The sequence below is a fragment of the Pseudomonas uvaldensis genome (assembly GCF_021271205.1).
Lineage (GTDB): Bacteria > Pseudomonadota > Gammaproteobacteria > Pseudomonadales > Pseudomonadaceae > Aquipseudomonas > Aquipseudomonas uvaldensis.
Window position 1 is genome coordinate 40,821 of sequence record NZ_JAIWKS010000001.1, and the last position, 18,294, is coordinate 59,114.

Below are 18,294 nucleotides of genomic sequence, written 5' to 3' on the forward strand. Positions count from 1 at the left end.
TCGCCACGGCTTATCATCTGCCGAGGAACACATATGAACATCCTCTACGACGAACACCTCGACGGCCCCCTGCCCAAGGTGGACAGACAGGCCCTGCTCACGGCCATGCGGGCCGAGATCCCGAATCTGGAGATTCTCCATCGCCAGGAAGACCTCAAGCCCTACGAATGCGACGGGCTCTCGGCCTATCGCACCACGCCGATGCTGGTGGTGTTGCCACGGCGGGTCGAACAGGTCCAGGCGTTGCTCAAGCTGTGCCATGAGCGCCACGTTCCGGTGGTGGCCCGGGGCGCCGGGACCGGTTTGTCCGGCGGTGCCCTGCCCTTGGAAAGCGGCGTGCTGCTGGTCATGGCGCGTTTCAACCAGATCCTGCGCATCGACCCCGACGCCCGCACCGCGCGCCTGCAACCCGGCGTGCGCAACCTGGCGATCTCCCAGGCGGCGGCGCCGTTCGGGCTGTACTACGCGCCGGATCCGTCCTCGCAGATCGCCTGCTCCATCGGGGGGAACGTCGCGGAAAATGCCGGTGGCGTGCATTGCCTGAAATATGGGCTGACGGTGCACAACGTGCTGCAACTGGAAGTGCTCACCATGGAAGGCGAACGTCTGGTCCTGGGCAGCGAGGCGCTGGACTCGCCGGGCCTGGACCTGCTGGCTCTGTTCATCGGTTCCGAAGGCCTGCTCGGCGTGATCACCGAAGTCACGGTCAAACTGCTGCCACGGCCCCAGGTCGCCAGGGTGCTGCTGGCCAGTTTCGATTCGGTGGACAAGGCCGGGCGGGCAGTGGCCGAGATCATCGGCGCCGGCATCATACCCGGCGGCCTGGAAATGATGGACAACCTGGCGATCCGCGCCGCCGAGGATTTCATCCACGCCGGTTACCCGGTGGACGCCGAGGCCATCCTGTTATGCGAACTGGACGGGGTCGAGGCCGATGTCCAGGACGACTGCGAACGGGTCCGCCAGGTGTTGCAACAGGCTGGCGCCATCGAGGTGCGCCAGGCGCAGGACGAAGCCGAACGCCTGCGGTTCTGGGCAGGCCGCAAGAACGCCTTTCCGGCGGTGGGTCGCCTGGCGCCGGACTATTACTGCATGGACGGCACAATTCCCCGTCGCGCCCTGCCCGAAGTGTTGCAACGCATTGCCAGTCTTGGCGCCGAATATGGCCTGCGCGTCGCCAACGTGTTTCATGCCGGCGATGGCAACATGCATCCGCTGATCCTGTTTGACGCCAACCAGCCCGGCGAGCTGGAGCGCGCCGAATCCCTGGGGGGCAAGATCCTGGAACTGTGTGTCCAGGTGGGTGGCAGCATCACCGGTGAACATGGCGTGGGCCGGGAAAAGATCAACCAGATGTGTGCCCAGTTCAACAGCGATGAGCTGAACTTGTTCCACGCCGTAAAAACAGCTTTCGATCCGGAGGGGCTACTGAACCCCGGCAAGAACATCCCCACCCTGCACCGCTGCGCCGAGTTCGGTGCGATGCACATCCATGGCGGGCAATTGCCTTTTCCTGAACTGGAGCGTTTCTGATGAGCGGCAGCCTCGATCTCGACCGCGACGCCAGCGACCGGCTCCTGGAACAGGTCAACCGCGCCCGGGCCAACGCCACGCCGCTGCGCATCCAGGGTTCCAATAGCAAGGCCTTCCTGGGGCGGGAAGTGGCCGGCGAGGTGCTGGATACCCGCGAACACCGCGGCATCGTCCACTACGACCCCACCGAACTGGTCATAACTGCCCGCGCCGGCACGCCGCTGCGGGAACTGCTCGCGACCCTGGACGCCGCCGGGCAGCATTTACCGTGCGAACCACCGGCGTTCGGCGAGGACGCCACCGTCGGCGGGATGATCGCCGCTGGGCTGTCGGGCCCACGCCGCCCCTGGGCCGGCTCGGTGCGCGACTTCGTCCTCGGCACCCGCATGATCAGCGGCCACGGCACGCTGTTGCGGTTTGGCGGCGAGGTGATGAAAAACGTTGCCGGGTACGACCTGTCACGCCTGCTGGCCGGCAGCTTCGGGTGCCTTGGGGTGATCACCGAAGTGTCCCTCAAGGTGCTGCCCAAGCCCCGTCACAGCCTGAGCATCCGCCTGGAAATGACCAGCGCCGAAGCATTGGAGAAACTTGCCGAATGGGGGCGCCAGCCTTTGCCCATCAGTGCCGCCTGCCATGACGGCGATTGCCTTGGTTTGCGCCTCGAAGGTGGCGAAGGCTCCGTCAACGCGGCTCGACAGCGGTTCGGCGGCGAAGTGATCGACGGCCAGTATTGGTCGGACCTGAATGAACATCGCCTGGCGTTCTTCGATGAAGGCCAGCCCCTGTGGCGTCTGTCACTGCCCAACCACATCGGCCCGCTCGACCTGCCGGGTGCGCAACTGATCGATTGGGCCGGCTCGCAACGCTGGTTGAAAACCGACGCCAAGACCCTGCAAGCCTTGGCCCATGAAGTGGGCGGCCATGCCACCTGCTACAGTCATGGCGTCATCGACACGCCGTTCCAGCCGCTGGCGCCGGCGCTGCTGCGCTACCATCGCCGGCTCAAGGCCCAGCTCGATCCACTCGGGCTGTTCAACCCCGGCCGGATGTACCCGGAGTTCTAATGCAAACCCGTTTCAGCGACGAAGCCAGACAACTGCCCCGCGCCGAAGAAGCCGAACGGATCCTGCGCAGTTGCGTGCATTGCGGCTTTTGCAATGCCACCTGCCCCACCTACCAATTGCTGGGTGATGAATTGGATGGCCCACGCGGGCGCATCTACTTGATCAAGCAAGTGCTCGAAGGCCAACCGGCCACCGCCAGCACCCAATTGCACCTGGATCGCTGCCTGTCGTGTCGCAATTGCGAGAGCACCTGCCCGTCCGGCGTCGATTATCACAACCTGCTGGACATCGGTCGATCAGTGGTGGATCGAGCCGTACCGCGCCCGGCCAGCCAGCGCGCACTGCGCCTGGGGCTGCGAAGCCTGGCCGCCAGCCCCGAGCGTTTCAAGGCCTTGCTGAGCCTGGGCACGGTGTTCCGGCCATGGTTGCCGACGAACCTGGCCGCCAAGTTGCCCCGGGCATCAGCGGCGATCACCGTGCGCCCCGCCCCGCGTCACGCCCGCAAGGTACTGATGCTCGAAGGCTGCGTACAACCGGGTCTGTCGCCCAACACCAATGCGGCCGCCGCCCGCGTGCTGGACCGTCTTGGCATCAGTGTCATCCCTTGCGCCGAGGCAGGCTGCTGCGGCGCGCTGGATTACCACCTGGATGCACAGGCAGCCGGACTGGAGCGCGCCCGGCGCAACATCGATGCCTGGTGGCCGCACCTGGATAACGGCGTCGAAGCCATCGTCCAGACTGCCAGCGGCTGTGGTGCCTTCATCAAGGATTACGGACACCTGTTGGCACACGACCCCGCCTACGCTGCCAAGGCGAAGCGGGTGAGCGAACGGGCCCTGGACCTGGTACAAGTGCTCGGCAACGAACCACTGGAGCGCATCTGCGCCGCCAGGAACCAACGCATTGCGGTTCATTGCCCCTGCACGTTGCAGCATGGGCAGAAACTCGGCGGCGCCGTAGAGGCCCTGCTGACGCGGCTGGGTTTCAATCTCACCGAGGTGCCCGACGGCCATCTGTGCTGCGGCTCGGCCGGCACTTATTCCCTGACCCAACCGGCCCTGGCGCGACAACTGCGGGACAACCGCCTCAATGCGCTGGAAAGCGGCCAGCCGGAATTGATCGTCACTGCCAACGTCGGGTGCCAAAGCCACCTCGATAGCGCTGGTCGCACACCCGTGCGGCACTGGATCGAACTGGTGGATCAGTCGCTGGCAGAATGAAGTCCTGAAGATTCTTCGTTTGCGAGGGCCGATGAAGGCTGCGATCTTTCATTGCACTTCCCCTCCTCATTTTCACAGCCGAACCAGGAACTTTCACATGAGCTTCGTCAGTCCCGACCTGATCCGCCAACGCTTCTCCAGGGCGATGTCCGACATGTACCGCGACGAGGTGCCGTTGTACGGCGCGCTGATGAACCTGGTGGAGCAGACCAATGCCCAGGTGTTGCTCAACGCTCCGCAGCTGGCCGAGCATTTGGACAGCACCGGCGAGCGCCAGCGCCTGGACCTTGAGCGCCATGGTGCGATCCGCGTCGGCACCGCCGCGGAGCTGGCGACCCTGTGCCGGCTGTTCGCGGTCATGGGCATGCAGCCGGTGGGCTATTACGACCTGACGCCAGCCGGGGTACCGGTGCACTCCACCGCGTTCCGCGCCGTGCATGAAGCCGCGTTGCAAGTCAGCCCGTTCCGGGTGTTCACCTCGTTGCTGCGCCTGGAACTGATCGAAGATTCCGAGCTGCGGGCCTTTGCCCAGGCGGTGCTGGATAAACGGCAGATTTTCACCCCGCAGGCGCTTCAACTCATCGACCTCGCCGAACGCCAGGGTGGCCTGACGGAACCACAGGCCGAAGATTTCGTCTCGCAGGCCCTGGAAACGTTTCGCTGGCACCACAACGCGACCGTCACGGCAGACCAATACCGACAACTCAGCGCCCAACATCGCTTGGTCGCCGACGTAGTCGCGTTCAAGGGCCCACACATCAACCACCTGACACCCCGTACCCTGGACATCGACATCGTCCAGGCACAGATGCCCGTCCACGGCATCACCCCCAAGGCCGTTATCGAAGGTCCACCCCGTCGCCAGTGTCCGATCCTGTTGCGCCAGACCAGTTTCAAGGCGCTGGACGAACCGGTTGCCTTCACCGACCAGCCCCAGGGCAGCCACAGCGCCCGCTTCGGTGAGATCGAACAACGGGGCGCCGCCCTTACACCCAAGGGTCGTGCGCTCTATGACCAGTTGCTGAACGCGGCGCGGGACGCCCTGGGGGCGTTTCCCAATGAGGCCAATGCCGAGCGCTACAACACGCTGATGGCCGAACACTTTGTCCAGTTCCCGGACACTCAGGAGGAGCTGCGTCGGCAGGCACTGGCGTACTTCCGCTATTTCGTGACGCCAAAAGGCCTCGCCACCAAGGGTATGCTTGAGGAGTCAACGCCACTTGAACACTTGGTCGAGCAGCAATACCTGCGCGCCGAGCCGTTGGTGTACGAAGATTTCCTGCCGGTCAGCGCCGCCGGCATCTTCCAGTCGAACCTCGGCGACGATGCTCAGAGCCACTATGCCGGCCAGTCCAATCGCCAGGCCTTCGAGCAGGCCCTGGGACGCGCGACGATCGATGAGCTGCGCCTGTATGCCGAGACGCAACAGCGTTCCATCGACGAGTGCAAGGCTGCACTGGGCGTATGAAAAAATTGGCGGGGCGAACAATCGGCGCGGGCAAAAAGCTGCGCACTTCTTTGGCCACGGAACAGCTCAACTCGCAGGTCCGGCCCGTCCGCCGTGGCCTGCGCAACGAACTGCGCGGCACTGCGCAAGCCGTTGCGCATGCCACGGCCTGATTGGGTGAAAAAACCGCTCACGGCCTCTCAACAGAACCATAAATTATTGAAATATAAGGATTTTATTTATATGGCATAGCTCTTGATAACGCTCAGGCCACCTCGGAAAGATATCTTACCGAGGCCCTTTCGTTATCCAGCAAGGAGAGCATCCATTGGCTACCCCCGCGTATATGTCCATCGAAGGCACCAAGCAAGGCCTGATCACCGCCGGCGCGTTTACTGCCGATTCGGTGGGCAACACCTATCAGGAAGGTCATGAAGACCAAGTCATGGTGCAGGGCTTCCAGCACCAGGTCATCATCCCGCGTGACCCTCAGTCCGGTCAGCCCACCGGCCAGCGCGTACACAAGCCCCTGGTCATCACCAAGGTCTTCGACAAGGCCTCGCCATTGCTGCTGGCAGCCCTGACCTGCGGCGAACGCCTGACCAAAGTCGAAATCCAGTGGTATCGCACGTCCGCGGCCGGTACCCAGGAGCACTACTACACCACCACACTGGAAGACGCGATCATCGTCGACATCAAGGACTACATGCTCAACTGCCAGGACCCGGCGAACGCGCACTTCACTCACTTGGAGGATGTGCACTTTACCTACCGCAAGATAACCTGGACCCACGAAGTCAGCGGTACTTCGGGCTCCGATGACTGGCGCTCGCCGGTGGCCGGTTAAACAACCGGCCCCGCATCGGCCAGTCACGCTGGCCGATGTGCGATAACAATAAACAAAAAGAAATCCGGACGGTGTTCGCCCAGTGCGACGGCCTCGGCATTCCATGCACTGGTAAAGAGCCAGACACTGGGCGAACGGGCGTAATAATAGAGGAACTGCGGAAAGATGTCCGGACGTTCGCTTAAATAATTATTTAACTTGTTTACTCATCCACAGACTTCCACTCTTTTTGTTATACAAACAGTTATACAAATAACCAGACTCAGTACAAATTCATTCGACTATTGCCCGATCCTGCCAAGTTGGAGCCGCAACTAGCGAATCAAATTTATTACGGGCGACGCCCTGGATCGTGCCGTCCGGTTTTCTGCGCATCGGTGTCTCCCGCGCCGGGCTCGCCCTGTTGCTCTTTGCGTTTGGCCGGGTCATTGGGGCGTAACGCGTCGTTATCGCGCTCCACTTCACCGGGCATCGCCGGTTCGTCGGGGTTCTGTGTCGTGTGGTTCATGGGACCTCCTATCTGCTCAGGCTTCGGGATCGGCGACTTCTTCGGCAACATTGGCATCCGGCGAGCGTTGGTGCAGTTGCTCGGCGCGGGCCTTGAGGTCTTGCCACTGCGCCAGGTCGATAGCCCCTTGGCCGAACAAGTCATTGGCCACTCGCATCAACTCGCTGAAATGCGCATCGGGGGACTGCTGCCAGTAGGCCTTGTCGTCGAACAGTCGCTGCCAATCGGCCACAGAAGGCGGTTTGAGGTCATCGCTCATGACGGGCTCCCGAGGGTGTCGTGTCTGCCACTCATAAGGGTATGAGGGCTGGCCTTCGCGAGGAGTTCCGGTGATTCTCAGTAACCGGTCATTTCCAGATAACCGTTGCCGCCATGGCTGCCGCTCAATTGAATCGGCCCCTCCCAGTAGGGAATGCGCAGGTTCATCCAGGCGTTGGGGTTCAGGGCGTGGGTGATGAGGTCGAGCTGCTTGCCGGGAATCCTGATCGACCAGCGCACCGGCATCGAACGCCCGGCGACCTTGGCGGTGTCCAGGGGCACCAGCTCGATTTCCCCGGCGTGCAGGGTTTGCGACTGGCCCCGGGCGTCGATCCAACTGCCCGTGAGGTACGGTGCCCCGTTTTTGTGGCGCATGCGATAAAGCATCACATGCTCGCCGCTGTCCAGGTGCAGGGAAAACCAGTCCCATCCGGTCTGGTTGGCGGTCAGCGGCTGGCTGCTCCACTCACGGTCGAGCCAGGCCGGGCCGCTGACCTGATAGCGCTGGCCATCGATTTCGAGCTGCCCGCTGGCCTGGAAAAAGGGCTGGCTGTAGTAATAGGACGCCTGGCCTTGTTCGGATTTCTGACTGAAACCCTGGTCGCCCTGCAACACCAGTGGGCGGGTCGATGTGAGCCGTAGCGCATAACCGAAGTTCGGCCCGCGGGCTTTCAATTGCATATCCGCCAATGGATCGGCTTGCGGAGCCTGGGTGCCGAAGCGCCAATCGTCGATCCAGGCCTCGAACGGTACGGTCCGAACGCCGGCCTGCCCTACCCCGCCCCGTGCATAGCGCTCCGCCGCATGATGCACAGTCGCCGATGTGACCGCCGCATGTCCGAGCCAGATGGTCTGGTTACGCCAGCCGCCGGCTTGGGACCCGGCGTCCAGGGCGCTACGAAACAACGTCCACTGCACACCGAAATCGCGGCCCTGGGCATCCTTGAGGTTGGCGGTGACATACCACCATTCGATGCGAAACCCCTCATGGGCGCCATGGTCGGCCGGGAAACTGAATACCCGTCCCGGCACGACCGGCGTGAAGTCGACAGCCTGGTCGCCGAGGCCTGCAAAACCTTTTTGCGGCGGCTGGGCGTTATCGCAACCCGTGAGCACGGCCAGTAGCAACAGACCGGCTCCGATGTCTGTACGAAACATGCCTGCGCGACGTTTCGTACAAGACTTAGTCTTCATGGGCAAAGCTCCTGAGCAAATCCGCCGGTTGCGTGCGATGCAGCGCATACAACGGCCAGGCCGATGCGAGCAGCGTGGCGAACATCGCCAGGGCCAGCAACTGTGCCAGTTGCAGCGGAAACACCCGCAACGGCAGCCGCCAGCCGAACGCCTGCACGTTGATCACCGCGTCCAGGCACCAGGCCAGGGCGACGCCCAACGGCAAGGCCAGCACCAGTGTCAGCAACGCCAGCAGCCAGGTCTGGCCGAGGTTGAGCAACATCAGTTGCCGACGTGTGACGCCCAATGCCCACAGCGGCGCCAACTGACCCAGGCGACTCTGGCTCTGGGTCAGCAGGCTGATGAACAACGCCACCCCGGCCACGGCCAGCGTCAGGCCATTCAGCGCGGCAGTGGCGGCGAAGGTGCGTTCGAAGACCTGGGTCGACCAGCCCTTGAGCCGCGCCTGGTCGACGATCCGACTCTCGTCCAGGCTGAATCGACCTTGCAAAGCCGTCAAAAACGCCCCAATCGCCGCCGGCTCGATGCGCAGGTTGAAGCGGTACGGTGTCAGCTGCGGCCAGTGCGCCAGCAAGTGCTCGGCATTAACCAGCATGTGCCCCTTGGGATTGCCATAGTCAGCGTAGATACCGACGATTCTGGGCGTCCACGGCCCTTGTGGCGTCGCAAGCGTCAACCGGTCGCCTATGCTCACCTTGAGGCGTCGGGCCAATTGTTCACTGAGCATCAGCGTGTCGCCGGCCGCCAGTTGCTCCCAGGGTTTATCGCCGGCGGACGCCAGCAACGGCCAATGCTGGCGATAGGTGGGGTGATCGATAATGCCGAAAAGGTCCGCCGGCCAGCCTTGCAACGGAATCGATACCTGCCAGTTCGGCAGAACGGCGGTGATGGCCGGTTGCTGCTTGAGCCAGGCCTGCATCTCACCGGCCTGGGCCGGGGTCTGGGGACTGATGTACAGCTCGGCGGTCAGCCGCTGTTCGAGCCAGTCGCTGAACGTCTGGCGGAAACCGGAGGTCATGCTGCCGGCACCGATGTTCGCCGCAAGCGCCAACAGCAAAGCCATCAGCGCCAAGCTCAACGTTGGCAATTGCTGGCGGCAATCCGCGAGAAACCACTGGCCGAGCACCGAGCGACTGCGCTGCAACAGCAGGTTCAATGCGCCGTTGAGCAACACTGGCAGGGCCAGGGCAGCGCCCAATAACAGGCCCGCCATCAGCACGAAACCGCTGACCAGGCTGTCGCCCCAGATCAGCGCCGACACCGCCAGCAGCGCAGCCAATGTCGCCACGCCGCCTTGGCGCCTGAGCCATCGCTCATGAGCCTGGTGCCAGGCCTGGGGGTTGGCCAGGGCCAACAGCGGCAGGCGCGCCGCCCGCAGCAGACTGTCGGCCCCGGCCAACAACGCACCGAGCAGGCTCAGGCCCACACCGCTAAGCCACCACGCCGGGCTGAGGTTCAGTTGTCCGGCCACTTCGGCACCGTACAAGCCTCGCAGGCTCGCCGCGACGTCAGGCAACAAAAGGCTCGCCAGCCAATAGCCACTGAGTACGCCGGCGACTCCACCCAACAAGGCCAGCGCGCCCAACTCCAGGGCCAGGCCGGTGATCAGCAGGCGGGCGCTGACTCCGCAGGCCCGCAGGGTTCTCAGCAAGCCACGGCGCTGCTCCAGGGCCAGGCCGATGGCGGCGTGGACGATAAACAGTCCCACCACGAAGGAGAGGAAACCCAGGGCATCGAGGTTCAGGTGGAAGCTCTCGGTCAGGCGCGACAGGTTGTTTTCTTCATCGGCGTGCTTGAGCTGCAACCGGCCAATGAATGCTTGCGGCAGCTCGACGCGGAACGTGGCGGGCAGCAGCAACCGCGACAGCTGGTCCGGCAATCCCAACACTTGCTGGGCAAACCCGATGTCCATCAGCAATACACCCGGCGCCATGTTCTCCTGGGTGTGCAGCGGGGGGAGCAGGCGTCCGTCAATGGTTCGAGGCCTGTCACCTTCCGCCAATCCCAGGGTTTGCAAGGTCTGTGGAGCGATCCAGGTGCGACCGGGCTCGGTAAAGAACGCCACCACTTCGCTCATGTCCCGGGCCTGTCCCGCCACGGCTGCACCGGGCGGCAACGACACCGGATCGATGCCCATCAATTGCAGGCGCTGGTCCTCATGGCCGTCGAGCACGACCCGGCCTTGCAATACCGGCGACACCGGCCAGCCGTCACGACGCAAGTCGACGAACCATTGCTGGGGAAAGGTCCCGCCACCGGGAGCACTGAGGCTGGCCTGGGGCTCGCCGCCAATGAGCTGGCTGGCCCGCGCATAGCTGTCCCGCGCCTGACTGTTAAGGGCCTGGACACCGGTAAGCAGGCTGGTGGCGAGCCAGAGCCCGGTCAGCACGCTGAAGAACTGTACCGGATGCTGGCGCCAGTGGCTGAGCAAGGCCTTGAGGGTCTGGCGCAGAATCATCACCCTTGGGCCGCCTGCGCCAACCGCCCGCCCTGCAACACCACCCGATGAGCCAGCCGCGCCGCCACCCGGGGGCTGTGGGTGACCATCAGCAGGCTGGTGGAGCTGCCTTCCAGCAGTTCCAGGAGCAAGTGCAACACCTCATCGCTGGTGGCTTCGTCGAGGCTGCCAGTGGGTTCGTCGGCCAGCAACAGTGGTGGTCGCGAAGCCAGTGCCCTCCCCAGCGCGACGCGCTGTTGCTGCCCGCCGGACAGCTGCTCGGGGTAACGCCGCAGCAAATCCTGCAAACCCAGTCGTTGTACCAGATGCGCCTGCCAGCTCACGTCATGACGCCCGCACAGCCGCGCCTGGAATGCCAGGTTGTCCTCCACTGACAAACTGCTGATGAGGTTGAACTGCTGGAACACCAGACCGATTTCCGTGCGGCGCCAGTTCGCCAACTGGCTTTCGTTCATGCCATCCAGGCGATAGTCGCCGCTGCGAATGCTGCCACCATCCACTTTGTCCAGCCCGGCCACCAAGTGCAGCAAGGTGCTTTTGCCGCTGCCCGATTCTCCCATGAGCGCCAGGCTGCTGCCGGCGGGCAGCGTCAGGTCGACGCCCTGCAACACCGGCAGTGGCCCCTGAGGCGTTGCGTAGCTTTTGAATACATCGCGGACTTCAAGCATGAAGAAGCTCAATGGATAAACGTGGGGTCAGGATAGCGGAGTCGGGGAAGAGGCGTCGGCACATTCGGCGTCGATGTAAGCTGGCCCACCGCTATCGCGAGCAGGCTCGCTCCCACAGGGGATTGGTGGTGGACACAACAGCGATGAACACCCAGGGAGCAAGCTTTGCTCCTGTGTCGTTCAAGGCCCCGCCGCCATTTCAGTCCGGGCCGGCCTTGGTGTGACAATGCTGCCCAGATCGATGTGCTTCCACGCCGGTTTCGCGCCCAATCGTGCGTTGAAGCGGTAGTTGAAAGTGAAATCGTCTTCGGTCGGTTGGCTCAAAGGTTTTCCATACATCGCCTCGACCCCAGCCAGGTCATAACCCATCAACTGCAGCAGCGTCGGGAAGAGGTTGTAATGGCTTGAGCGGTCCTTGTTCTGCGTCAGCGTCCGACGCCAATCGAGGGTGTCCAACTGACTGCCCTGGATCACCACCAGCGGCACCAGGCCCTCCTCCTCCACCGGGTCGCCGCCGCAGTGAGTGTTGAGGCCAGGGTTGCCACGCTCATGCAGGTCCTGGCCGTGGTCGGAGGTGTAGATCAGCACGGCGCTGTCCAGGTTGGCCTTTTGGAAAATCCGTCGGAAAAACTCGCCGACATTCCACAGCAAGGTGTTCTGGTAGGCATTGCGATACAGCACCCAGTCATTCTCCTGACCGTTGAAGCCTTCACGCCGCCCCGTATCCGCCAACTCCTGGAACTGCCCCCGTGGCAACGCCGGTCGGTAGTTCATGAAGTCGTCGGGGTATTTGTCATGCACTGGAAAGTGCGCCCCCACCTTGTTGATCAAAATCAGTTCGGGCCGATCATTGCCCAGCAACCCGATCAATTTATCCGCGGCCGCCATGTCGCGGTCTCGCACCCGGGTCTGGTCGAACTGGACAAATTCATCGATGTCCTTTTTCTCAACATCGGTCATCAGATTCTGCAGGTGCCCACCGGTGCGCTGGGCATCGACGTAAACGGTGCGCAGCCCTGCGGCCTTGGCATACTGCCAGATCGATGGCTGCGTGCTGTTGATGCGCATGTAGTCGGCGCGGGTGCCGCCGTAGCGCAGGGTGACATTGGTGTCGGCACTGCAATTGGCGATGGAGGCCGCGTAGCCGTAATTGAAAATGTCGACGCCGGGAGGCGGCATTTTCAGTCCGGTGCGTACGCCCGACGGGGTGTTGATGTCCAGGTAGTTGCCTGAAACGCTTTCGTCGATGATCAGCACGATGTCATAGGCGATCTCCGGCGTTCGTCGCACCAGACGCACCGGTTCCCTGGGGCCGACGGTGTTGTGCAGAGTCTCGTAGACGAACAGGTTCAGATAGGCCAATGGCGTGTACATCGTCGGCAAGCCACGGGCGCCTTCGCCCGCCCGCATGAACAGCACCGCACTGAGCAGCAGCACGCCCGATACGGGCGCGGTGATGGGCAGGTAGCCGGGCAGCGAGAGCGGATGTCGCGGCTTGAGACCGATGCCCAGCAATAGCAACAAGCCCGCCGCCACCGAACTGACAATCACCTCGCGATACTGCCAGGCCGCTTCCTGGATGAAGCCACCGGAATATACCAGTGACACGAACTGGCTGTAGGTGAGGTAACTGTCGGTCACCCGCACGTACACCTCGAAGAACACCGCCGAAACGAACATCGCCAACGCGAACAGATGCCGCACCAGGGTCTGGCGGATGTACGCAGTCATCCACAGCGCCACCAACAACGCCACGAACATCAAGGCGAACAGCACCGTCGCCAGGCCAATGCCCAGCGCCGCCAGACGGTCCAGGTAATAGTCATACCCCCGGATCAGGTACAGCACCAGCAACAACTCCTTGAGGTATCGCGCCATGTCTTCCTCGGCCTCGGAAAGGGGGTCCGTTCCTGCACACTAGCAGCGGTGTTTCAAAGCGCAAGAAAGGTGACGAACGGCGATCGCGTCAAAAAATAGTTACCCCAAAAATGACACCTGGAGACGCTAAAAAACATGAAAAACTATGGATAAATACCGTTCATCGCTTTCTTAAAACCCAATATTGGCCTTTAAAACCGGCACTTTCTCAAGACAGTCAATAACTTGATATCAAAAGGCCCGACTCTTTCGAGTTTTGCCAACAGTGACAACTGTCATTTTGCTGACACGCTTTTTCTGAGGCTGCGCTATACCCCCTCTAACAGTTTCATCCGAGTTACATCATCCGGGTTACGAGGCGCGCCAAAGATGGACGTGAGCGTATTTGGAACGGGGTACGTTGGGCTGATTCAGGCGGCAGCGCTGGCCGACGTCGGGCACCGTGTGTTGTGCATCGACATTGACCCGAACAAGATCCGGCAACTGCAACAAGCAGTGCCTCCCATCAGCGAACCGGGGCTGTCCGGGTTGCTCGAGGACACCATCAAGGCCGGTCGCTTGTCGTTCAGTTCCCAGGCCAGCGACGCGGTCAATCACGGCGAACTGATTTTCATCGCCGTGGGTACCCCCGCCGATGAAGACGGCTCGGCCGACCTGAGCCATGTGCTGGCGGTCACCCGGCAAATCGCCGATTTCATGGACAGCGACCGCACCCTGATCATCAAGTCCACGGTACCGGTGGGCACGGCCGACAAAGTCGCCGAATGCGCCCGCCAGGCCCTGGCCCGACGCGGCCTGAAAACGCTCAACGTGCGCGTGGTGTCCAATCCCGAATTTCTCAAGGAAGGCAGCGCCCTGGCCGATTGCATGCGGCCGGATCGCATCATCATCGGCACCGCCGACCCGCTGGCCCGCGATCAGATGAGCGAACTCTACGCGCCCTTCTGCCGCAACCACGAAAAGCTGATGTTCATGGACAACCGCAGCGCGGAGCTGACCAAGTACGCCGCCAACGCCATGCTTGCCACGCGCATCAGTTTCATGAACGAACTGGCCAACCTCACCGAGCGGCTGGGCGCCGACATCGAAGCGGTGCGCAAAGGCATCGGTTCGGACCCACGCATCGGCTATCACTTCATTTATCCCGGTTGCGGTTTCGGCGGCTCCTGCTTCCCCAAGGACCTGCGCGCCCTGCTGCACACTGCCGAGCAGAGCGGCATGCCCCTGCGTCTGCTGCGCAGTGTTACGGACGTCAATGATCGCCAGCGGCACATCCTGTTCGAGAAACTCGCCCAGCAGTTCCCCGACGGACTGGCGGGCAAGTCGATTGCCATTTGGGGGCTGGCGTTCAAACCCAACACCGATGATATGCGTGAGGCGCCCAGCCGCTACCTGATGGAAGCGCTGTGGCGCGAAGGTGCCCGGGTCCAGGCCTATGACCCGGAAGCCATGGCCGAATGCCGGCGTCTCTACGGCTATCGCAAGGACCTGAACCTGTGCGCGACCCGTGACGATACCCTGGAAGACGCCGACGCCCTGGTGATCTGCACCGAATGGAAGAACTTCCGCGTGGTGGATTTCGACCTGCTGGCCAGCAAGTTGCGCGCCCGCGTCATCATCGACGGTCGCAACCTGTACAACCCGGAACAACTGGCCGCCGCCGGGCTGCTGTATCGCGGCATCGGCCTCAGGCACGCAGCGCCGATCACGGGGCCGCAAGCATGAATATCCTGGTGACCGGCGCGGCCGGTTTCATCGGTGCCCATTGCGTGCTGCGGCTGATGCGCGACGGCCATCGGGTGTGCGGGCTGGACAACTTCAATGACTACTACGACCCGCAGCTCAAGCATGACCGCGTGGCCTGGATAAAAGACGAGGCCGGCGAGTTTCCCCTGGCCCGGGTGGACCTGACGGACGCCGCCGGCATCGACGCATTGTTCCAACACCGCCGCCCCGAGGTGGTCATCCACCTCGCCGCCCAGGCCGGCGTGCGTTATTCCCTGGAGCACCCCCAGGCGTACGTCGACAGCAACATCACCGGCTTCCTCAACATCCTTGAAAACTGCCGGCGCTACCCGGTCAAGCACCTGATCTACGCCTCGTCCAGTTCGGTATACGGCGCCAACGAGCGCACGCCTTATTCGGTGCAGGACGGCGTGGACCATCCGCTGTCGCTGTACGCGGCGAGCAAAAAGGCCAACGAGCTGATGGCCCACAGCTACAGCCACCTGTTCGGCATTCCCTGCACGGGCCTGCGCTTTTTTACCGTCTATGGTCCCTGGGGGCGGCCCGACATGTCGCCCATCCAGTTCGCCCGCGCCATTGCCGAGGGCCAGGTGCTGAAGCTGTTCAACCACGGTGAGCATCAGCGCGATTTCACCTACATCGACGACATCATCGAAAGCATCTCCCGGCTCATTGCACGTCCCCCTCACGTCACTCCCCAGTGGGATCACGCGCAGCCGGACCCGGCCACCAGCCGGGCTCCCTGGCGGATCTACAACATTGGCGGGCAGCACCCGGTGACGCTGCGCACCTATGTCGCGCTGCTGGAAAAACACCTGGGCCGAACCGCCCGCATCGAACTGCTGCCCTTGCAGGCGGGGGATGTGCTCAACACCTGCGCCGATGCCAGCGACCTGGCGCAAGCCACCGGTTTTCAGCCTGGCATCGAACTGGACGAAGGCCTGGGCCGCTTCGTCCGGTGGTTCCTCGATTACTACGCGCTGCCTGTTGCCCATGCGCCCGTTGTGGCCGAACTTCAGCGGAGGAGTCTATGACCCGACATGAGCAAGCCATTCTCATCACCCCCGATGACAAACGTGTCGACCCCGAGCATCGCCGGCGAATGGACGCCGCCATCCACCGGCAGGGCCGTGGCTGGCTGACCGGCCGCCCCGGCGGGCGGCCCTGGACCGTCTCGCGGACCAATCGGGTGGTGGCCTGCCTCGGCGCGCTGACCCTGCTGGTACTGTTATGCCCGTTGCTGCTTGGCCTGGCGGTGCTGGTCAAGGTTTCCAGTCCCGGCCCGGTGCTGTTCGTGCAAAAACGCACCGGCTACCGCGGCCGTGTCTTCGGCATGTACAAGTTTCGCACCATGATCGCTGACGCCGAGGCCCTCAAGGAGTCGCTGCGCCACCTCAACAAGCACGGTGCCGACGCCATCGACTTCAAGATCGACAACGATCCGCGCGTCACCCCCATCGGCCGGTTCCTGCGTCGCAGCAGCCTCGACGAACTGCCGAACCTGATCAATGTAGTGACCGGCGACATGCGTCTGGTGGGCCCACGGCCGACCTCGTTCAATGCCTATCGCTACAAGGACAACCATCTCGCTCGTCTGAGCATCTACCCCGGCCTCACTGGCCTCTGGCAGATCTCCGGACGCAGCAATATCGACTTCGACCAGCGCGTGGAACTGGACCTCAGCTACATCGCCGAGCAGAGCCTGTTGCTGGATTTGAAGATCCTGATGATTACCCCCTTCAAAGTGTTCAGCGGCCACGGAGCGAGTTAAATGGACGGTTCAACGAATATCCTGACCATCGCAAGCCCGAGCGAGACCAACCTGACCTCGACCGTGCTCGATCCTTCCTTGCGGATCCTGCTTCTGACGGCCGCCAACACCGGCACCGGAACCAGCACCAGTGCCATGGCGCTGGCGGCTCAACTGGCGCAGATGAGCAGCGGGCGCGTGCTGCTGGTGGATGCCAGCCAGTCCCCTCGCAACCTCAGCCAGCAACTGTCGCTGCACAAAGAGCGCGGCTTCAGCGACCTGCTGTTCAACACCCTCGCCCCGCCCTTGTTACAGGACTGCGTGGTGCAGGTGTCCAGCCTGCCGTTCGACGTGCTGCCCCTCGGCCGCCTCGGACGCAGTGCCGAACGCCTGAACCCCGAGCAACTGCGCCATTTGTTCAGGCACCTGGCGGCGCAGTACCGCTTCGTGGTGATCGACACCGACGCAGTGTATTCGGCCACCGACACCCTGGTCATGAGTGCCCAGGTCGACGGCGTGGTGCTGGTGGTCCGCGGCGAGGACACCCGCTGGGAGGTGGCCCAGGCCGCCCGCCAGCGCCTGGCCCAGGCCGGCGCGAAAGTGGTGGGCAGCGTCTTCAACCGCCGCAAGTACTACATGCCCAAGTGGCTCTACAACAACCTTTAAGCGTGCAGAAGGATGACGAGATGAACGCCAAGATGCTTGTCCTGCTGTTGCTGCCGCTGGCCGGTTGCTCCAGTACTTCCGATACCCGATCGATGCCGGTGCAGATCCTCACGGCCCCGCCGGCCAATGCCCAGGCCACCGACATGCCCAAGGTCGAACAGACCCTGCGGCCCCAGGACGTGCTGGATGTGATTTTCCACATCGGCACCACCGGCACCCAGGCCTATCGCGTACAACCGGGCGACCAGGTTGCGCTGAACTTCACCGCCGCCAGCCAGCTCAATGGTTCGCAACTGGTGATGCCCGACGGCACTATCGAACTGCCGGGAGCCAACACCTCGGTGAAGATCGCCGGACTGACCACCGACGAAGCCCGCCTGGCGGTGCAGCGTGCCTATGACCAGAAAATGCTGTTCCAGCCCAATCGCAACCAGTTGACCGTGATGGTGACCAACCCTCTGACCAGCGAGGTCAACCTCAAGAACACCCTGACCCACCCCGGTACCGGCATGAGCCGGGAAATCACCGTGGGCAGGGATGGCTATGCAAGCTTTCCGGAAATCGGCTCGGTGCCTCTGCAGGGCATGACGGTCAATCAACTGGAAACCTTTCTCAATGAGCGTTACGCCCAACTGCCGGGGCACATGACCGTCGATGTGCTGCTCAAGTCCACCGCCGGCAACGAGATCTACGTCCTCGGTGAAGTGGCCCAGCCCGGCTCCTACCCGATTCGCCGTCCGATCTCGGTGCTCGAGGCGCTGACCCTGGCCCGCGGAACGAACGTCAAGGCACGTCTCGATTCGGTGGTGATCATGCGCCGTAACGGTAATCAGGTCGAAGCCCGCCACTACGACGTGGAAAGAGCCCTGAGCGGGGATGCGACACAAATCGCCTACCTGCAACCGGAGGACATGCTCTACGTGCCCAAGACCAAGCTGGCCAGCGCCGGCGAACTGGCCAGGCAACTGGCCGACGTGGTGCTGTTCCAGGGCGTGGGGTTCAGCTTCGGCTACCGCGTCGACAACAAAGGCAGCGACAACTGAATCGCAGGTGACCG

Annotated in this window: 17 protein-coding genes; 11 read left to right on the forward strand and 6 right to left on the reverse strand. The window is 62.8% G+C overall.

Annotated elements, in window-relative coordinates; genetic code table 11:
• Nucleotides 1–33: 33 nt before the first annotated feature.
• The 6 genes from glcD (at nucleotide 34) to LCU97_RS00225 (ending at nucleotide 6,111) form a co-directional block, all read left to right on the forward strand.
• A complete protein-coding gene (gene glcD, locus LCU97_RS00200) occupies nucleotides 34–1,533 on the forward strand; it encodes a glycolate oxidase subunit GlcD (protein ID WP_232775268.1) in 1,500 nt (499 codons plus the stop codon).
• Nucleotides 1,533–2,597 (forward strand): glycolate oxidase subunit GlcE, encoded by a 1,065-nt coding sequence (gene glcE, locus LCU97_RS00205; protein WP_232775269.1) that lies wholly within the window; start codon nucleotides 1,533–1,535, stop codon nucleotides 2,595–2,597. The genes glcD and glcE overlap by 1 nt, the downstream gene beginning before the upstream one ends.
• On the forward strand, nucleotides 2,597–3,817 hold the full coding sequence (gene glcF, locus LCU97_RS00210) for a glycolate oxidase subunit GlcF (protein ID WP_053158364.1): 1,221 nt from the start codon (nucleotides 2,597–2,599) through the stop codon (nucleotides 3,815–3,817). The genes glcE and glcF overlap by 1 nt, the downstream gene beginning before the upstream one ends.
• Before the next feature lie 97 nt (nucleotides 3,818–3,914).
• A complete protein-coding gene (gene hglS / locus LCU97_RS00215) occupies nucleotides 3,915–5,285 on the forward strand; it encodes a 2-oxoadipate dioxygenase/decarboxylase HglS (RefSeq protein WP_232775270.1) in 1,371 nt (456 codons plus the stop codon).
• A complete protein-coding gene (locus tag LCU97_RS00220) occupies nucleotides 5,282–5,437 on the forward strand; it encodes a hypothetical protein (RefSeq protein ID WP_156315992.1) in 156 nt (51 codons plus the stop codon). The genes hglS and LCU97_RS00220 overlap by 4 nt, the downstream gene beginning before the upstream one ends.
• Before the next feature lie 155 nt (nucleotides 5,438–5,592).
• Nucleotides 5,593–6,111, forward strand: coding sequence for an Hcp family type VI secretion system effector (locus LCU97_RS00225; protein ID WP_041022074.1), 519 nt, complete (start codon nucleotides 5,593–5,595; stop codon nucleotides 6,109–6,111).
• 331 nt (nucleotides 6,112–6,442) lie between these two features.
• Here LCU97_RS00225 and LCU97_RS00230 read toward each other — a convergent pair whose 3' ends face one another.
• From LCU97_RS00230 to LCU97_RS00255, 6 genes are all read right to left on the reverse strand, one after another.
• A complete protein-coding gene (locus tag LCU97_RS00230; protein ID WP_232775271.1) occupies nucleotides 6,443–6,619 on the reverse strand; it encodes a hypothetical protein in 177 nt (58 codons plus the stop codon).
• Nucleotides 6,620–6,635: 16 nt separating this feature from the next.
• Complete coding sequence (locus LCU97_RS00235; RefSeq protein WP_053158370.1) at nucleotides 6,636–6,878, reverse strand: hypothetical protein; 243 nt, start codon at nucleotides 6,876–6,878, stop codon at nucleotides 6,636–6,638.
• A 77-nt stretch (nucleotides 6,879–6,955) separates the two neighbouring features.
• A complete protein-coding gene (locus LCU97_RS00240; protein ID WP_232775557.1) occupies nucleotides 6,956–8,035 on the reverse strand; it encodes a lipocalin-like domain-containing protein in 1,080 nt (359 codons plus the stop codon).
• Nucleotides 8,036–8,060: 25 nt separating this feature from the next.
• Nucleotides 8,061–10,529, reverse strand: a complete 2,469-nt coding sequence (locus LCU97_RS00245) for an ABC transporter permease (RefSeq protein ID WP_269802780.1) — start codon at nucleotides 10,527–10,529, stop codon at nucleotides 8,061–8,063.
• Nucleotides 10,529–11,197 (reverse strand): ABC transporter ATP-binding protein, encoded by a 669-nt coding sequence (locus LCU97_RS00250; protein WP_053158379.1) that lies wholly within the window; start codon nucleotides 11,195–11,197, stop codon nucleotides 10,529–10,531. The genes LCU97_RS00245 and LCU97_RS00250 overlap by 1 nt, the downstream gene beginning before the upstream one ends.
• Before the next feature lie 180 nt (nucleotides 11,198–11,377).
• Nucleotides 11,378–13,075, reverse strand: a complete 1,698-nt coding sequence (locus tag LCU97_RS00255) for a sulfatase-like hydrolase/transferase (RefSeq protein WP_232775273.1) — start codon at nucleotides 13,073–13,075, stop codon at nucleotides 11,378–11,380.
• A gap of 369 nt (nucleotides 13,076–13,444) precedes the next feature.
• On the opposite strand from LCU97_RS00255, the gene LCU97_RS00260 reads away from it, so the two are divergent.
• The 5 genes from LCU97_RS00260 to LCU97_RS00280 are packed head-to-tail and all read left to right on the forward strand — an operon-like array spanning nucleotide 13,445 to nucleotide 18,280.
• Nucleotides 13,445–14,800, forward strand: coding sequence for a UDP-glucose dehydrogenase family protein (locus LCU97_RS00260; RefSeq protein WP_053158386.1), 1,356 nt, complete (start codon nucleotides 13,445–13,447; stop codon nucleotides 14,798–14,800).
• A complete protein-coding gene (locus LCU97_RS00265) occupies nucleotides 14,797–15,855 on the forward strand; it encodes an NAD-dependent epimerase (RefSeq protein WP_053158388.1) in 1,059 nt (352 codons plus the stop codon). Before LCU97_RS00260 ends, LCU97_RS00265 begins: the two co-directional genes overlap by 4 nt.
• Entirely contained in the window at nucleotides 15,852–16,592 is a 741-nt protein-coding gene (locus LCU97_RS00270) for a sugar transferase (protein ID WP_053158393.1), read from the forward strand. Before LCU97_RS00265 ends, LCU97_RS00270 begins: the two co-directional genes overlap by 4 nt.
• Nucleotides 16,593–17,237, forward strand: a complete 645-nt coding sequence (locus LCU97_RS00275; RefSeq protein WP_053158396.1) for a CpsD/CapB family tyrosine-protein kinase — start codon at nucleotides 16,593–16,595, stop codon at nucleotides 17,235–17,237.
• A gap of 20 nt (nucleotides 17,238–17,257) precedes the next feature.
• A complete protein-coding gene (locus LCU97_RS00280; RefSeq protein ID WP_053158399.1) occupies nucleotides 17,258–18,280 on the forward strand; it encodes a polysaccharide biosynthesis/export family protein in 1,023 nt (340 codons plus the stop codon).
• The last annotated feature ends 14 nt before the right edge of the window (nucleotides 18,281–18,294 follow it).

Excerpts from the sequence above, each read along its gene's own strand:
- glcE (WP_232775269.1), top strand. The coding sequence starts at position 1,533 with ATGAGCGGCAGCCTCGATCTCGACCGCGACGCCAGCGACCGGCTCCTG.
- LCU97_RS00275 (WP_053158396.1), top strand. The coding sequence starts at position 16,593 with ATGGACGGTTCAACGAATATCCTGACCATCGCAAGCCCGAGCGAGACC.
- LCU97_RS00245 (WP_269802780.1), bottom strand. The coding sequence starts at position 10,529 with ATGATTCTGCGCCAGACCCTCAAGGCCTTGCTCAGCCACTGGCGCCAG.
- LCU97_RS00240 (WP_232775557.1), bottom strand. The coding sequence starts at position 8,035 with ATGTTTCGTACAGACATCGGAGCCGGTCTGTTGCTACTGGCCGTGCTC.
- LCU97_RS00250 (WP_053158379.1), bottom strand. The coding sequence starts at position 11,197 with ATGCTTGAAGTCCGCGATGTATTCAAAAGCTACGCAACGCCTCAGGGG.
- glcF (WP_053158364.1), top strand. The coding sequence starts at position 2,597 with ATGCAAACCCGTTTCAGCGACGAAGCCAGACAACTGCCCCGCGCCGAA.
- LCU97_RS00270 (WP_053158393.1), top strand. The coding sequence starts at position 15,852 with ATGACCCGACATGAGCAAGCCATTCTCATCACCCCCGATGACAAACGT.
- glcD (WP_232775268.1), top strand. The coding sequence starts at position 34 with ATGAACATCCTCTACGACGAACACCTCGACGGCCCCCTGCCCAAGGTG.
- LCU97_RS00230 (WP_232775271.1), bottom strand. The coding sequence starts at position 6,619 with ATGAACCACACGACACAGAACCCCGACGAACCGGCGATGCCCGGTGAA.
- LCU97_RS00255 (WP_232775273.1), bottom strand. The coding sequence starts at position 13,075 with ATGGCGCGATACCTCAAGGAGTTGTTGCTGGTGCTGTACCTGATCCGG.
- LCU97_RS00260 (WP_053158386.1), top strand. The coding sequence starts at position 13,445 with ATGGACGTGAGCGTATTTGGAACGGGGTACGTTGGGCTGATTCAGGCG.
- hglS (WP_232775270.1), top strand. The coding sequence starts at position 3,915 with ATGAGCTTCGTCAGTCCCGACCTGATCCGCCAACGCTTCTCCAGGGCG.
- LCU97_RS00235 (WP_053158370.1), bottom strand. The coding sequence starts at position 6,878 with ATGAGCGATGACCTCAAACCGCCTTCTGTGGCCGATTGGCAGCGACTG.
- LCU97_RS00265 (WP_053158388.1), top strand. The coding sequence starts at position 14,797 with ATGAATATCCTGGTGACCGGCGCGGCCGGTTTCATCGGTGCCCATTGC.
- LCU97_RS00280 (WP_053158399.1), top strand. The coding sequence starts at position 17,258 with ATGAACGCCAAGATGCTTGTCCTGCTGTTGCTGCCGCTGGCCGGTTGC.
- LCU97_RS00220 (WP_156315992.1), top strand. The coding sequence starts at position 5,282 with ATGAAAAAATTGGCGGGGCGAACAATCGGCGCGGGCAAAAAGCTGCGC.